At 54.8% G+C, this 15,562-nt stretch carries 12 protein-coding genes; 7 read left to right on the top strand and 5 right to left on the bottom strand.

Translation table 11 applies throughout. From position 1 onward, the window contains the following. Positions 1 to 16: 16 nt before the first annotated feature. From WCX19_RS01545 to purB, 3 genes are all read right to left on the bottom strand, one after another. On the bottom strand, positions 17 to 382 hold the full coding sequence (locus WCX19_RS01545) for a response regulator (protein WP_373003946.1): 366 nt from the start codon (positions 380 to 382) through the stop codon (positions 17 to 19). Next, positions 372 to 2,177: a PAS domain S-box protein gene (locus WCX19_RS01540; RefSeq protein ID WP_373003943.1), complete on the bottom strand. Its 1,806-nt coding sequence runs from the start codon at positions 2,175 to 2,177 to the stop codon at positions 372 to 374. The genes WCX19_RS01545 and WCX19_RS01540 overlap by 11 nt, the downstream gene beginning before the upstream one ends. Before the next feature lie 80 nt (positions 2,178 to 2,257). After that, positions 2,258 to 3,598: an adenylosuccinate lyase gene (purB, locus tag WCX19_RS01535; protein WP_373003940.1), complete on the bottom strand. Its 1,341-nt coding sequence runs from the start codon at positions 3,596 to 3,598 to the stop codon at positions 2,258 to 2,260. Positions 3,599 to 4,176: 578 nt separating this feature from the next. Here purB and WCX19_RS01530 point away from each other — a divergent pair. The 5 genes from WCX19_RS01530 to WCX19_RS01510 all read left to right on the top strand — a co-directional run bounded on the left by WCX19_RS01530 (position 4,177) and on the right by WCX19_RS01510 (position 9,831). Continuing rightward, on the top strand, positions 4,177 to 6,183 hold the full coding sequence (locus tag WCX19_RS01530; protein ID WP_373003937.1) for an ATP-dependent DNA helicase: 2,007 nt from the start codon (positions 4,177 to 4,179) through the stop codon (positions 6,181 to 6,183). Then, a complete protein-coding gene (locus WCX19_RS01525; RefSeq protein ID WP_373003934.1) occupies positions 6,174 to 6,623 on the top strand; it encodes an MGMT family protein in 450 nt (149 codons plus the stop codon). The genes WCX19_RS01530 and WCX19_RS01525 overlap by 10 nt, the downstream gene beginning before the upstream one ends. A gap of 85 nt (positions 6,624 to 6,708) precedes the next feature. Continuing rightward, positions 6,709 to 7,326 carry a molybdenum cofactor guanylyltransferase gene (locus tag WCX19_RS01520; protein WP_373003931.1) on the top strand — a complete coding sequence of 206 codons (618 nt, stop codon included), beginning with the start codon at positions 6,709 to 6,711 and terminating at the stop codon, positions 7,324 to 7,326. Positions 7,327 to 7,501: 175 nt separating this feature from the next. Next, positions 7,502 to 8,359, top strand: a complete 858-nt coding sequence (locus tag WCX19_RS01515) for a PAS domain-containing protein (protein WP_373003928.1) — start codon at positions 7,502 to 7,504, stop codon at positions 8,357 to 8,359. Further along, on the top strand, positions 8,335 to 9,831 hold the full coding sequence (locus WCX19_RS01510; protein WP_373003925.1) for an ATP-binding protein: 1,497 nt from the start codon (positions 8,335 to 8,337) through the stop codon (positions 9,829 to 9,831). The genes WCX19_RS01515 and WCX19_RS01510 overlap by 25 nt, the downstream gene beginning before the upstream one ends. A 453-nt stretch (positions 9,832 to 10,284) precedes the next feature. Here WCX19_RS01510 and WCX19_RS01505 read toward each other — a convergent pair whose 3' ends face one another. Together WCX19_RS01505 and WCX19_RS01500 are read right to left on the bottom strand one after the other, a co-directional pair. After that, the gene (locus WCX19_RS01505) at positions 10,285 to 11,049 is read right to left on the bottom strand and encodes a dihydroorotate dehydrogenase electron transfer subunit (protein WP_373003922.1); all 765 of its coding nucleotides are present in this window, start codon (positions 11,047 to 11,049) and stop codon (positions 10,285 to 10,287) included. After that, entirely contained in the window at positions 11,042 to 11,929 is an 888-nt protein-coding gene (locus tag WCX19_RS01500; protein WP_373003919.1) for a dihydroorotate dehydrogenase, read from the bottom strand. The genes WCX19_RS01505 and WCX19_RS01500 overlap by 8 nt, the downstream gene beginning before the upstream one ends. 115 nt (positions 11,930 to 12,044) lie before the next feature. Here WCX19_RS01500 and WCX19_RS01495 point away from each other — a divergent pair, with 115 nt between their 5' ends. Together WCX19_RS01495 and WCX19_RS01490 are read left to right on the top strand one after the other, a co-directional pair. Next, positions 12,045 to 12,911: a malate dehydrogenase gene (locus WCX19_RS01495; protein ID WP_373003915.1), complete on the top strand. Its 867-nt coding sequence runs from the start codon at positions 12,045 to 12,047 to the stop codon at positions 12,909 to 12,911. 3 nt (positions 12,912 to 12,914) lie between these two features. After that, positions 12,915 to 15,380, top strand: a complete 2,466-nt coding sequence (locus WCX19_RS01490) for a DNA-directed DNA polymerase (protein WP_373003912.1) — start codon at positions 12,915 to 12,917, stop codon at positions 15,378 to 15,380. The last annotated feature ends 182 nt before the right edge of the window (positions 15,381 to 15,562 follow it).

The raw sequence follows: 15,562 nt of genomic DNA, 5'->3' as shown, positions 1-15,562 counted from the left end.
AACCTGTACCGGATGATTATTCAAGAAAGTGTCTGATGGTGGTTTTGAGTTCGTCAAAGGTGACCGGTTTCTGGAGAATTCCCAGTTTTGGATCATGAAGGGCTGCCATCTGCCCGGGAACCATGGGCGAGGCAGTAAAAAGGATTACGGGGATCTCCCGCAGGTTGTTCTCCGCCCGCAGATTTTCCAGGAACTCCCAGCCGGAGAGGGGTGACATCATGATGTCAAGCAGGATCAGAGCCGGCGGCTCTGATCTGACATTGGCCAATGCATCGAGTCCGTTAGTGATAAGGACCGGCTCGTATCCCAGTTTTTTCAACAGGATATCCATAAGGTCGAGAGTTGGCTGGTCGTCCTCGACAACAACAATCTTACGTATCATGGCGATCACCTTTGTCCGGTCGTTTTTTCGGGATATGGATGGTAAACGTGCTGCCGATGTTTACCATACTGTCTACGCTGATGTATCCCCCGTGCAGATGGATATACTTTTTTGAAATCGCTAGTAACTGCCCGGTATCTCCGGTGCTGGGCCGGCGGGAACCAGCACACCCGTCATTTTCGGGTTTGAAGATCTCGTCAAGCTGGGCCTCAGTAATACCTACGCCGTTGTCCCGGATCGAAAGCCGGTGGAACGGAAGGGCGGGAGAGTCGGCATATGACGAGATCCAGATTTTCTTTGGCGGTTTGGAATAACTTACCCCGTTTGCAAGAAGCACATCGATGACATAGGATAACTTCTGGCGGTCGGCCTCAAACGTTAGGTCGGGGGGGACATCGATCGCAATCTCTGCCTTGAGTGCATAGCCCCCGTTCGCGATGATGGCATCGATCATTTCCCGGACGGAAAAGATCGAATAATCAAGGCTGGTCTCCTCCCCATCCAGTACTGATAGTTCCAGCATCTGGATGATAATCTGGCGTTCGCGATCCACACTTTTTGAGCACTTTTCAAGGATCTGCCGGGTCTCCCCGGTCACACCGAAAGCCTGCGGATCCTGGAGAATCAGATTGAGATACCCCATAATCGGCTGGAGCGGTGTCCTGAGCTCATGGGCGACGGCACTCATTATTTCGTGCCGCCGTTCTCTGGTCTGCTCGACCCTCTCGCGGTACTCTTCCCATTCGGTGTTGTCGATGATGTTGATAAGACCGGCCGGCCGGTTGTTCCGGGTGATGGGGGTAAAGTAGAGAACTGCCCGCCGGATCTCACCTTTCTTTGTGGCAAACCGGAACTCTGCCCGGTCCGGTACCGGCGCTAATGCATCCCAGCGGCCGGCAAAAGTCATAAACCGTTCCCGGTCCTCATCAAGGACGTTGTCAGCAAGATCGCTACCTGTGTATTCGGCCGGTTCATACCCGGAGATGGTGGAGAAGGCCGGGTTGGCAAAGAGAATTCTCGTATGTTCGGTAATCACAAGGCCGGTGGGCGAGTTTTCCGTCACCTGACGGTACTGGGTTAAACTGTCGGCAGCTACCTGCCGGGCCAGTCTCTCGGCATTGATATCGATAACCGAACAGCTGACTACGGTGTCATCGATTCGGCTCCAGGAGAGATTAACCCAATGGGGCTCCTTTGTTTTTGTGGCAAAGCAGGTCTCAAAATTCCGGATGTTTTCTCCGGATCCCAGATGCTCAAAAAACTGACGCTGAAAGTCGTGGGAAAAGAAGAATTCAGAGAATGTCATCCGGCCGAGCTCTTCGGGGGTATAGCCGAGCATCGCTGCAACCTGCTGGTTGACAAGCCGGATCACAAAACTGTTCTTGTCAAAAAGGATGACCCCCAGAAGCGAGTTCTCAAAAATGCTGCGGTAACGGGCTTCTGACACCCGGATGATGTTCGTGAAGTATGCGACGCCAAGCGCGACGCAGATGAAGAGGACGGCCTGGCCTGTGGCTGACCAGAGCGCGAGCAGGTCCGGGAAGAGCGAGAAGTATACGAGACATTCATACACGATGCCGCAAAGGCCGGCAAGAACGATCCCGCGCCGGGGATAGAAATAGGTCGTGTACAGGATGGGGAAGTAGAAGAGCTGGGGACAGATGGCCCCGACATCCGAAACGAGAGCAATCGCCGTAATCAGGATGGATACGAGCGTAAGCGAGACAATAACCGAGAAGCGGACAATATCCGTGTGAGTGAACCGGTGTCCCCGAATAATGATCTGCCGCTCCATTGCTAGTGCGATTTAACGTTAGTAGCGTATAAATCTGTCATTATTGTTCCCGCACTTTTTATACAATAAAATCCGGGGGATCACCGTACGAGGGGTCGGAGTTTTTCAATCACCCGGTTGACCTGCGCGACCGACGTGCCAATATAGGCATCCGGTGCGAGGAGGGTAACAAGATCGTCCCTCGAACAGAACCGGATCACCTCAGGGTCTGCGCCAAGCACATCAGCAAGCGGCCGGCTTTCGGCAAGTGCCTGCATACTTGCCATCCGCACACGTTCGTGGGCGTCCTGCCGGTTCATGCCGCGCCGGGTGAGTTCGATCATCACGGATTCTGCCATGTTGATCCCGTGGAGGAACGCGAGGTTACGCCGGATTGCTGAACGGTTAATCACCAGCTTGTCGAGCACGGTCGTCATGATCTTAAGACAGTGATCGGTAAGGATGGATGCTTCGGGAAAGATCACCCGTTCGCAGGAGGAGTTGGTGAGGTCCCGCTCATCCCACAGCGTGTTGTTGAGGAGCGCAGGTTCGACGGAAGAACGGATAATCCGCGCGAGGCCGCAGACCTGTTCGGATTTTATGGGGTTTCTCTTGTGCGGCATCGTGGATGAGCCCACCTGTTTTGCGCCGAATGCCTCCTCCACCTCTCCGATCTCGGTGCGCTGGAGCGAGCGAATCTCGACGCCAATCTTGTCGAGAGTGGTTGCAACATTGGCAAGGAACATGAAATACTCCGCGTACCGGTCGCGTGAGATCACCTGGTTTGAGACATCCACGGAAGTGAGATGGAGCAGCTGCATCATCGTCACCTGCACGTCCATCCCCTTTGGCCCGATCGCGGCCTGCGTCCCCACCGCGCCGGTCATCTGTCCGACCGCGACCCGGGGGCGCAGCTGTTCCAGTCGCTCGATGTGCCTTCCTACCTCGCTTGCCCAGATGGCAAACCTGAGGCCGTAGGTAGTCGGCACTCCCTGCTGCCCGTGGGTTCTCCCGACTGCCACAAGGGTCGTTGTCTCCCCGGCTCTTTGAATCAACACCCCGAGAAGATTACGCAGTTTTGCATCGATAAGGTCCATTGCCTGTGCCAGCTGGAGACCGGTTGCCGTATCGAGAATATCGTTTGATGTGGCACCGTAGTGTACCCATCTCCCCGAATCGCCGCAGACCTCAGTGATAGATTTCACGATCGCCATCATGTCGTGGCTGATCTCTGCTTCGATCTCTTTTGCACGAATAAGGGATGCCTTCTGTGCGTTCTGTGCGATCTCCCCGGCCGCTGCCCCGGGGATCAGGCCATGGGCTGCCTCTGCCTGTGCCAGCGCGACTTCCGCGGCAACGACACAGGAGAACCGGTTCTCCTCGCTCCAGACGGCTCGCATCTCCGGTGTGCCGTACCGGTATTCGATGGGGTGGACTGCCATGAGAACAGATGGGTTGTACGGGAATATAGCGGTTGAGGATCGTAAGGGAAAATGGAAGAAATCCAAAAATGTTGCACGGTGAATTAAAGGCCGAAAATAAATGATATCCCTATAATCAGGTCCGGGGAAATATCCTTCCCATAATGAGCTCTCGAATAGGGGATCTTCTCCTGCACCCGCACACATTATTTTCCGGCAAATCTAACGAAATAGTCAACCTGATCCCGCCGTTTGCTCTTGTGGGTGCGGAGCGGTTTTTATCGCAATAATTCATGTGCTTTTTGTGGTTACCTCCGGCCTTTTGGATCAAAAGTCCGAAACGCAGCAGTCAGTTGTGCATCTGATTATCAAATGAGCAATTGATTATCAAATGTACATCTGACAAAAATCCGGATCTTCACGACGGACGAATCCGGGCAGGGGTGGGGGGGGTCCCCTTTTTTTAAAAAGCCCGGGCCGATTGTTTTTCGAAATGATGCGATGCGACCCTGCAAGGGTCACCGGATCGCGGGCGATAAGATACACGTTCCCTCAGTCCCACACCCATAAAACATCCGGGTGCCAATGGTACTCCAGCAATGGACAGCTTCGATCCTTTCTTCCCGTATGCGGAATACCGCCCCCACCAGCGCGAAATGCTTGCATTTGCTGCAGAGGTCGCCCGGGAGGGCGGGATCGGTATGATCGATGCGCCGACCGGGAGCGGGAAGTCGAGCGTGGTTGCATCACTTCTTGCGGAGCGCAAAAACCGGAAAATTGTGATCGCTGTCCGCACGGTCAGCCAGCTCACCACCTTTATCCGGGAACTGGCGCTTGTCAAAAAGAAACAGCCGAAGTTAAAGATCGTGTACCTGGTCGGGAAAAAGAGCATGTGCCCTCTGGGTGGCGAAGGCGACGTGTACCGGCGCTGCGAGGGGGTCAAGACATTTTCCTCCTCGCTCATGCGCGACCGGGCGGAGAAAGGGGCCCTTGTCCCGATAAAAGATCCCTTTATTGTCCAGCAGATACGGAGAATGGACCGGGAGCACCCGCTTATCTGCCCGTATTTTATCGCGAGCAAGATGTTCGTGCCCGGGGACACCGGGGGCCTCAAGATGGTGCCTTCGACAACGGTGCGCTCGAAGTCCGAGCGGGTGCTCACGGATCCTGTCCGACCGCAGGAACTGGCCGGTTTTGCCGGTGATATCTGCCCGTATGAACTGATGATGCACGCCGCAAAGAACGCGGACGTGATCATCCTCAATTACCACCACCTCTTCGATCGCGAGATCCGTGAGCAGCTCTACGCAAACCTCAATGTCGAGTCGCAGGACGTGATGCTCTTAATCGACGAGGCCCACAACTGCGGGGATACGATCCAGTCGATCGAAAGCATCGGGCTTGCGGAAAAGGATCTTGAGCAGGCCATCCGCGAGCTCTCGGGCATGAAACGCCACCACAAGGGAGCAGAAGCTGTTCAGCATGTCCTTCCCCGGCTCACCGAGTTCATCCGGGGGCTCGCCAACTCGACAGAACCCGAGGACTGGTTCGATCCCGGTATCTTCGATCGGATGATCGTCAAAGGCTCGCTCTGGAAGGACATGGACGATATTGTCGACGAACTTATGGGCCTTGCCGAGACGATCCGGGACAGGAACCAGAAGGCCGGCGAGTTCCGCGAGACGGCGATCGAGCGCCTGACCGTTTTCATGTACCGGCTCTCCCAGTCCTCGAATAACCCCGCATACCTCACGGTTTACAAAAGGACTGAAGAGGGGATCATCCTTGAGGTGCGAAATATCGATCCGTCCGCCCCGCTCACCGAGATCTGCTCATCACATGCCTGCTGTATCATGATCTCGGGCACGCTCTCACCGGTCGAAAGTTACCGGCGCCTCTATTTCAATAACGCGAAGGTGGCCACCCTTGCGCTGCCCAATTCGTTCCCAAAGAAGAACAGGCTCATCTGCTGCGCGACCGATATCACCACTGCCTATTCCCTACGGCAGAACAAGGAGAACACGGACCGGATCGTGCGGTACATTGCCGCGTTTGCGGCGCTTAAGAAAAACCGGGCGATCTACTTTCCCAGTTACCAGATCCTCGAATCATACGCATCGCTCGCCGCCGATACGATCAGCCGTCGGAAAATCTACATCGAGCCCCGGGACGCGGCAGGTGCCGGCGCTGTACTCAATGAGTTCCTCTCCCTTCCCACGCAGGGAGAGTCCGGGATCATGTTTGCCGTGTGCGGCGGTAAGTGGAGTGAAGGACTGGACTACCGGGGAGAGATGCTCGCCGGTGCGATGGTTATAGGTCTCCCGCTTGCTCCCTTTAACCGGGTACGGAAGATGGTCATCGAGTACTTCCGGCACAAGTACGGTGAGGAGGGAGAGTTCCTCTGTTACACGTTGCCGGCGATTAACAAGGCGCTCCAGGCGCTCGGGCGCGTGCTGCGCACTCCCGAGGATCGCGGGGTGCTCGTGCTCGGCGAGCGCCGGTTCCTTGAAAAACGCGTGAAATCGGCGCTGCCTGTCTGGATACAGGAAGAGATGATCGAGTGCGACAGTACGCAGTTCCGCGAGGTGATCGCGAAATGGAAGTGACCGGGGGATCCTGCCGGCTCGGTCTCTGGCATGTCCATGTCTGGTGGAGCGGGGATACGATTCACCGTATCCGGTTTGCTCCCACGGGCATCCCCGGCCCGGTCCCGCCGCCAATCCTGAAATACTGCGCCGGCCATCCTGTGGACCTGTCTGGGCTCGCAACCATAGCCTGCGAAGGAGATACCGTCTCTGCCCGGATCTACCGGGCCGTCCGGAAGGTGCCGTATGGCAGCACCGCAACGTACGGGCAGATCGCGGCACTGGTAGGCACCTCGCCGCGTGTCGTTGGGCGTGCGATGGCGCATAACCCGACACCGCTCGTTGTGCCCTGCCATCGGATCGTGGCGGCAGACGGTATTGGCGGGTTCTCTCCGGCACTTGAGATCAAGGAACTGCTTCTTGTGCTGGAGCAGAAAGGCAAAAAACGGGCGGGGCAGTGAACAGGATGTGTGGTTATCTGCCAGACTCTTTCGGTATCTCTAATTGCCACCCGGGAAAATATTGTAATGGTTCTGGAGTACCCTGATGCGATCTGCGGTAATACTTGCGGGAGGCGAGGCACGGAGGGCAAATGGCCAGGAAAAATACTTCTTTACGTACGAGGGAAAGACGTTCATCGAACGGCTGGTCGGTTCGCTCTCGGGAGTTGTGGATGAGATTGTTATTGTCGCCCGCAACCCAGTGCAATGCACCCGTTTCCGTGAGATCGACGGTGTTACCTGCATAAGCGACATCCGGCAGGGTCTTGGCCCTATCGGCGGGCTTCACGCCGGTTCTCTTGCGGCAAAGGGAGAACTTGTCTTTGTATCGGCCTGTGATATGCCCTGCATCGAAACCGCAGTAATCTCATATCTTTTCGAGGCCATTGGCCAGCACGAAGCGGTCATCCCCCAGTGGAATGAATGGATGCTTGAACCCCTTCACGCAGTTTACCGTCGGACTGCTCTCCTGACCTATCTGGAAGGCCACACCTCCCTCTCGCTGCGTGCCATGATCCAGTCCATGGACACCCGGTACATCCCGGTTGATGAACTGCGGGCTTTCGATCCGGATCTCAGAACGTTCACGAACATCAACAAGCTCGAAGAACTGGAGCATATCAATCGCTCTTCGTCAGAAGAGTTCGGAGAAAAAATCCCATAAGTGCCCCGCAGGTGCGGGTGATGGCATAGAGAGAGTACGAGGCGATTGCCTGGAATACTCTCGCATATTTTTAGATCCCTTCCTCTAACATTATATGTATTAAGATTCACAGTTGAGTAACGAAGTGTAGTGGCAGGTTGAGTCTCGTCCCTGTCATATGGGAGCATACAAGTAAATGGGACCATTCTCATGCGATAAGGAGGAAAGGCTGCAACTCTTTATCGTGGCCATAGCATCGATCAGTGCGATCCTCGGCACCCTCATCTCCCTCACCCATGGCATCTCTTCGGTCTTCCCGTTTCTTTATATCTTCCCCATTATCTGTGTCGTCTATTTCTATCCGCGGCGTGCTATCCTCTTCGCGCTTGCCATCAGTATCATCTATATTATCCTTGTATACCTGCTCGGGGCGTTCGATCCCATCCTTGTTGCCATTTCCACCGCATGGTTTGCCATATTTATCACCCTTGCTGTGGTTGCATCTTCCTACGCGAACGGGCTCCTGGAAGAAAAAGTGAGGATCCGGCATATCATGGAAAATAACCGGGAGGGAATCTTCTGTTTTGACCCCGGCACCCTGCGTATCCGTAGGGTCAACCAGAAATGTGCTCAGTGGCTTTTGTATTTCCGGGAAGATCTTGAGGGCAGACCGGTCAATACAGTGTGGATGGATTCGGATTCACAACAGCGGTTCATTGATGAGGTAAAGGTTAAAAAAACCGGCGTGATGTCAGAATCCCTTTTCCGGCAGAAAAATGGCGGCATGCTCCGCTGCATTATTTCCCCCCTCTACGTGACAAAGGATACGGTACTCTGTTCAGTTACGAACGTTACGGATGCAAAAGTTGCCGATGAGGAGATCCGCCAGACGCTTGAAGAACTTGAACGGCAGGTGCGGGAACGCACCGCGCATCTCGAAAAGATAAACGAGGACCTGCGGGCTGAGATCATAGAGCGCCGTACACTTGAACATTCTCTCCTGTTAGGGGAACACAGGGACGATTCCGGATGCGAAGGAAAGAAACAACCATGACCGGGGATTTTGCTCCGGTAAAAAAGCAGCAGATATACTGGACGGTCACGATCATTATCGCGCTTCTCGTCACCATATCGTCTACAATCTATTCCCTCTCCCGTGGCATTTACGATGTTTTCCCGTTCATCTATTTCCTCCCCATCATCCTGTTTGTCTATTTCTACCCGGAGCGGGGTGTGCTCTTCTCACTTGGGATCAGCACGGTGTATCTCCTGCTCGTTTACTTTTACAGCGGTTTTAACCCAAATGCCGTTGCGGTCTCGACTGCGTGGTTTGTGGTGTTCGTCACCATCGGTGCTGTTACGTCATCCTTTGCCGCGGGACTGCGCGAGGAGGAACGGAAATACCAGGGTATCTTTGATAACTCCCTGACGGGTATCTTCACGTTCGATCGGGACACCCTGAAACTTACTGAGATCAACGGGAAATGTGCACAGATGCTCAGGTACGAGATCCCAGAACTCATCGGTACGGATCTGTCGCGCATCATGCCTGATAAAGAAAGTCGTAACCGGTTTGTCCGGCAGATCCAGGAAGGCCGGGAGACCGGAGACATTGAATTACACTTTACCGCCCGTGACGGAACGATACGTCAGTTTCTGGTCTCTGCATCGGTCACCCCGGGCAATGTCGTGATTTGCTCTGTGATTGATATTACGTCCCGCAAAATGGCAGATCAGGTGATTGAGAGGGCACGGGATGACCTTGAGCGCCGGGTGACCGAACGGACCCGGGAACTCCTGCGGGCAAATGAGGAACTCGTGGCCGATATCGAGGAACGCAAACGTTTCGAGGCAGCAATTCGGCTTGCCAACCACAAACTCAATACCCTCTCCAGCATCACCCGCCACGATATCCTCAACCAGATTACCGCAATGGTGATGTATCTCTCGCTCATCCAGGAAGTGGAGACCGACCCGGCCCTCCACGAGTACCTCGGAAAGATCGAGGAGAGCACCCGGAGAATCCAGAAGCAGATTCAGTTCACGCGTGATTTCCAGGACATCGGGGAGAGCAAGTTCCGTTGGCACAACATCGGCACGACCATCAAAGAGGCAACTGCCTGGATAGATCTCAAAGATGTGACGCTCGACCTGCATGTCGATGATCTTGAGATCTTTGCAGATGCGGGGCTCTCAAAAGTATTTGCAAACCTGATAAAAAATGCGCTTATCCACGGCAAGCACGTAACCGCGATCCGGTTCTTTTTTAATGAAACCAAAAATGATCTGGTTCTCTCATGCGAAGACAACGGGGTCGGCATCCCCGAAGATGCAAAGGAGCGGATATTCCGTCGTGACTATTCGCGCAATACCGGATACGGGTTGTTTTTGATCGTGGAGATCCTTGGTATTACCGGACTTTCCATAAAAGAAACAGGTACTCCGGGAAACGGGGCAAAGTTCGAGATTCATGTCCCAAAAGGAAGTTACCGGGTTGTCCAAAAGACCAATAGGCCGGCCTCCTGACATTGATGCAACCGGTACTCTTCCTGATTGTTTATACCAATATTTGTCACAGGACCCGGGACTCAGTACTTCTCAAAATTTTTCTTTACACACATCAGAATTTTTTAATAGGACTTGCCGAAGCGATTCACGATCCATTGGGGGTACCCCCCTCAACCAGCCCGGGGTGGCACCCCCCGCTCCCAAAAATGAGAGGTACCCCCCGACCGATTTTTTAAAAGCATGATACCCCCACCCCCCACTTGTTACCCGGGAGTGGGGGGTGTCACCTTTGTACAAATGCGGGGGAGTACCCCCTCCTGACATAAAGGAGAATGGCGGCTGCCAAAAAAGGGTTCTCCCGCTTCCAGATCTGGCTCATACGAATTTTCGGCGGTTGTTCTTTTACCGTGAAAATAGAGAAGTACTGGGACTCACTATAAAGACCTCTTGGTCCGGGGGAAATAGTACCGGTCAGATATTCTTCTTCCTGCCGCTTGCGTCCCGCAGGTAGTGCCCGAACTCACTCTTTTTGAGTTGATCCCCGGAAAATATCGGCCCGTCCCGGCAGACCCGGAGGCCATCCGGGTCGATACAGCAGGAACCGCAGATCCCAATCCCGCATTTCATGTAACGGTGGAGGGAGAATTCTGTCCGGGATGCAAATCCCAAACCATCGATTTTTGCAAGCACGGCCCGCATCATCGGTTCCGGCCCACAGACAGCGATACGGTCATACGTGGCAAGAGGAAGGTCATTCATAAGATCAGTCACGAACCCGTGCTGTCCCAGCGTCCCATCGTCAGTTGCGATCAGGACATCGGTGCTTTCGTCCAGCTGGTCGATAAAGAGCAGTTCTTTCTCGGTCCGTGCGCCCAGAAGCATTGTCATTACACAGTCAGAACGGGCGAGCGGCAGGAGGGGTGCCGCCCCGACACCCCCGGCGATGGCAAGCATCTTCTCACCTTTGGTAAACCCGTTGCCGAACGGCCCCCGGATACCCAGCGATTTACCTGCTGCAAGATCGAACATGGCCCCGGTCGCGTCACCGACTTTTTGGACAGTAATGCTCTTTGCCGAGGAAAGTGCCATAGGTACTTCGTCCACGCCCGGCACCCAGACCATGACGAACTGCCCGGGTTCAAAGGAAAACTCACGGTCAAAGAAGAATGTCTTTACCGAGGGCGTTTCGTTTTTTATCTCAGCGATGGAAACCTGCACGGGTAACTGGTCATCCATGGGCGCACCCCACGATCTCTTCGGGTACTATGCCATTTTTCGCGTACAGCTCGCTTTTTATGGTCTCAAAAATCCCGATATCCCTTTGAACCGCACTGCCGATCTCGACCGCCCGGGCGCCGGCCATCATCATCTCGATCACATTGTCCGCAGTCGAGACTCCCCCGCACCCGATAATGGGGATAGTGCAGGCCTCGTAGAGTTCATACACGCAGCGGACAGCAACCGGGAATATCGCATTTCCCGAGAGCCCGCCGTACCGGTTGCCGAGCACCGGTTGCCTGAGTGCTGTCGAGATGCGCATGGCTTTTACCGTGTTGATGGCGACGATCGCAGTCGCCCCGCCACGTTCCGCCGCCTTTCCAATTGTGGTAATATCGGTCACATTCGGGGTGAGTTTCACCCATGTCGGTATTCCGAGCGCACTCACCGCGTGGGTACATGCCTCCACAAGTGCAGGATCGACACCGATCGCCGCCCCGTAGCCTTCCGCATGGGGACAGGAAAGGTTGAGTTCAAAGCCTGCGGCTTTTCCCTTAAACCACCCGGCGACTTCGGCAAATTCCTTCGGGTTCCCCCCGAAAATGCTGACAATCACCGGTTTATTGTTAAGCGATTGTAGTTCCTCGGTAAAATCCCTAGATGGGTTCGGGAGCCCCATGGCATTTAAAATCCCGTTGTCAAGCACAGCAACACAGGGACCTGCATGCCCATTCTTTGGCTGCGGGCCAATGGACTTGGTTACCACGCCTCCGGCGCCCCGGGTAAGCATCCTTGATAAGGATGCTCCGGTTGTCCCGAGAACCCCGGCGGCAAGTATGAGGTGGTTGTCAAGTGCGACACCACCGACCGTCACCGGACCCGTCCTGAGTACGACCATCCATCACAAGATGGACGTGATAAATAATAAAGAGCATCTGTGTTTAGAGGACTTGGTATCACCTTGTCGGTAGTCACTTAAATTCAGGAGATACATACCTAATACTGGACGAAAAATGGTGCGGCTTGCGGTAGTGGGTGTCGGGAGAATCGGAGGGGAGGTTGCCTATCTTGCTGCCGCGATGGGACTCGTAGATGAACTTGCCCTGTATGATCGCACCAGCATCCTGCTCAAGGCCCAGGTGCTCGATATCCAGCATACCGGTCTCCCAATCGATATTATGACCGATACCAGCGCTATACGGGATGCCGATATCTGCGTCTTTGCGGCCGGCAGGCCCCGAACACCTGCCGTGAAGACCCGGGCAGACCTGCTTGCCGTAAACCTCCCCGTGACCCGACATTGCGCCCGGTTGCTTGACGGGTTTTCCGGCCTTCTTATCACGGTGACAAACCCTATGGACGTGAACAATTTTCTCCTGCACCATCTCACCGGCATTCCCCGGGAACGGTGTATCGGGTTTGGCGGACAACTGGACAGTGCACGGTTCGCGCTTTCCCTTCGCATGCGGGATATAGAGGGCCCGGCCGCTGTCCTTGGCGAGCACGGGGAGTACCAGGTACCAGTCTTTTCCCGGCTCAAAAAACCGGTAGCCGATGAGCGACGTGATGAGATCACGAGCGAACTCCGTGGTGCAAGCATGGAAGTGATTAAAGGAAAAGGTGGGACTGTCTTTGGTCCGGCATACCATATCGCCTCTCTCCTGCGGATGCTGCTTGCCGATACACGGGATACAGTTCCCTGCTCATCGGTACTTGAAGGAGAGTATGGTATTTCCGGGTGCTCGCTTGGAGTTCCGGTCAGGGTCGGGCGGGAGGGTATCCACGAGATCGTGCAGTGGGATCTTGACGAATGGGAAAAGGCAGGAATGGCACAGGCCGGGACATTTGTCCGGGATCTCTGCCGCACGGTGGTGCCTTAGATCATGCCTGCACAGGCCATAAGATCCGCAGAAACCCTGACCGTTACCCGCACCCTTGAGGAGTCCGGTTTACTGACCATCGCGATCAACCAGGTGGAATACAGTAACAGTCCCGACGGGCCAATCATCCATATCTTCGGGCGTGACAAGGAAGGGACGGCGCACCGGATTGACGTGACCGGGTTTCTCCCGTACTTCTATGTACCCGAGGATCAGGTGGGCCAGACACTTTCCCCCAATGTGACTATCGAGCCCGATACTATCTACCGATCGATCCGTGGCGAAAAACTCAAACGGCTGTATACTGTCCGGCCGGGTGACGTGCGGGATCTCCGGGAACGGTACCGGCATTTCGAGGCCGATATTCCCTTTGCGACCCGGTTCATGATTGATAGCGGGCTCACCGGTGCCGTATCAACTGCAGAAACGACTGTGGATTACCACGAACTCGTGCCCACAGAGATTGACGCGCCGGCCCGGGTCTGCATGATAGATATCGAATGCGAAGATGAGCGGGGTTTCCCGGACACCCAGCGGGATGCGATCATCTGCATCACTTGCCATGACTCGTTTGACGACGATTACGTCACCTTCTTGTTCGGCGGCGGGGTGATGCCTGCCGAGATCGCGGAAAAGGAAACCGCAGGTGGTCTCGTAAACGGCTGTTTCCGGAAAGGCACCCACACCATCTGCACGTATGCTGACGAAGTCTCCATGCTCAAAGCATTCGGCGCGTATATTGCCAAGCGTGATCCGGACGTTCTGTCAGGGTGGAACTTTGTCGAGTTCGATATGCCCTATATCACCGGGAGGATGGAGAAACTGGGTCTCTCGCCGGTCATGCTCGCCCGCCTGCCCGGCATGACCGAGAGGAACGCGCTCCGCGGCCGGGCGCTCTTCGATCTCCTTACCGGTTACAAGAAGATGCATTCGACCCAGAAGGAGTCCTACCGGCTCGATGCGATAGCCCAGGAGGAGGTTGGGGAGAGCAAGGTGAGATACACCGGCACGGTCTCCGATCTCTGGAAGAAGCAGCAGGCACTTCTTGTCGAATACAACTACAAGGATGTCGAGCTCTGTGTTGCGATCAACAAAAAGGATAACATCGTCGGTTTTTACCGGGAGATCGCCCGCTACGTCGGGTGCCCGCTTGACAAGACCCTCAATTCATCGAGCGTGATTGACGTCTACATCCTAAGGAAGGCCCACGGGAAGTATGTCCTGCCTTCGAAGGGTTTTGCAAATGCCGAGGAATTTGAAGGGGCGACAGTCTTTGAACCGAGCAGAGGTGTGCGGGAGAACGTTGTGGTGCTCGATTTAAAATCGCTCTACCCGATGGCGATGATGACGATCAACGCTTCGCCCGAGACAAAAGATCCCGACGGCGAACTTGTGGCCCCGAATGGCATCCGGTTCAAAAAGCAGCCAGACGGGCTGACCCGGAGTATCCTCTCGGAACTTTTAAAGGAGCGGGACGCACGAAAAAACCTCCGCAACACCTTCCCCTATGGCTCGCCGCAGTACCTCCTCTACGACATGCAGCAGAACGTACTCAAGGTGATCATGAACACCTACTATGGGGTCTCGGGCTACACCCGGTTCCGGCTCTTCGACAGGGAGATCGGCGCTGCGGTTACCTCGGTGGGCCGGGCGATTATCGAGCACACCCGGCGCGTCATCGAGCAGCAGGGCTACAAGGTGATCTACGGCGATACGGATTCCTGCATGGTTCAGATCCCGCCGCTCGACCGGGAAAAAACCATCGAGACGGCCCGGATGCTCGAAAAACAACTCAATGCGAGTTACCAAGATTTTGCAAAGCGTGAACTTAATGCCGACACCCATTACTTCTCGATCAAGTTCGAGAAGATCTATGCCCGGTTCTTCCAGGCGGGAAAGAAGAAGCGGTACGCGGGACGACTCGTCTGGAAGGAAGGAAAAGACGCCGACCAGATCGACATCGTCGGGTTCGAGATCCGGCGCAGCGACACGCCGCAGATCACAAAAACCGTCCAGTCAAAAGTAATGGAGATGATCCTTGCAGGTACGGACTATTCCGAGATCAAAGCATATCTCGGCGGTATTATTACCAGGTACCGTGCCGGGAAGTTCACGCTTGACGAGGCCGGCATACCGGGCGGGATCGGCAAATCCCTTGACGATTACGAGACCGATGATGCCCAGGTCAGGGGTGCCCGGTATGCCAACCAATACCTGCATACGGAGTTCGGGAAGGGCAGCAAACCAAAGCGTGTCTACATAAAAGCCGTGACCGGGAAGTACCCCAAGACCGATGTGCTCTGCTTTGAATATGCCGATCAGGTGCCAAAAGAGTTTGTCCCCGACTGGGAGCTGATGCTTGAAAAGACCATTGAGCAGCCGATCTCCCGGATTATCGAAGCACTCGGCTGGAGCTGGAAGGATGTCGATCCCTCGCACACGACGCTTGCCCAGTGGGGTTTCGGATAAGGTTATAGCCGCGATCGATTGGCCCGTTCCTTCCATCTTTTATCGTGGCATGCAAACAGGCCCTATTAACCCGTGAAATACCCGGTATCTGTTGATAAAGGGATAAATATCCAAAAAACGGTGATTTATCACCCCGCCGTTAAAATGCCGCTCTCATTACTTATATTTAGTAAAATGCAAAC

It is taken from the genome of Methanoregula sp. (assembly GCF_041663825.1).
Classification (GTDB): domain Archaea; phylum Halobacteriota; class Methanomicrobia; order Methanomicrobiales; family Methanospirillaceae; genus Methanoregula.
This window is presented reverse-complemented; position numbering and strand designations above follow the sequence as displayed.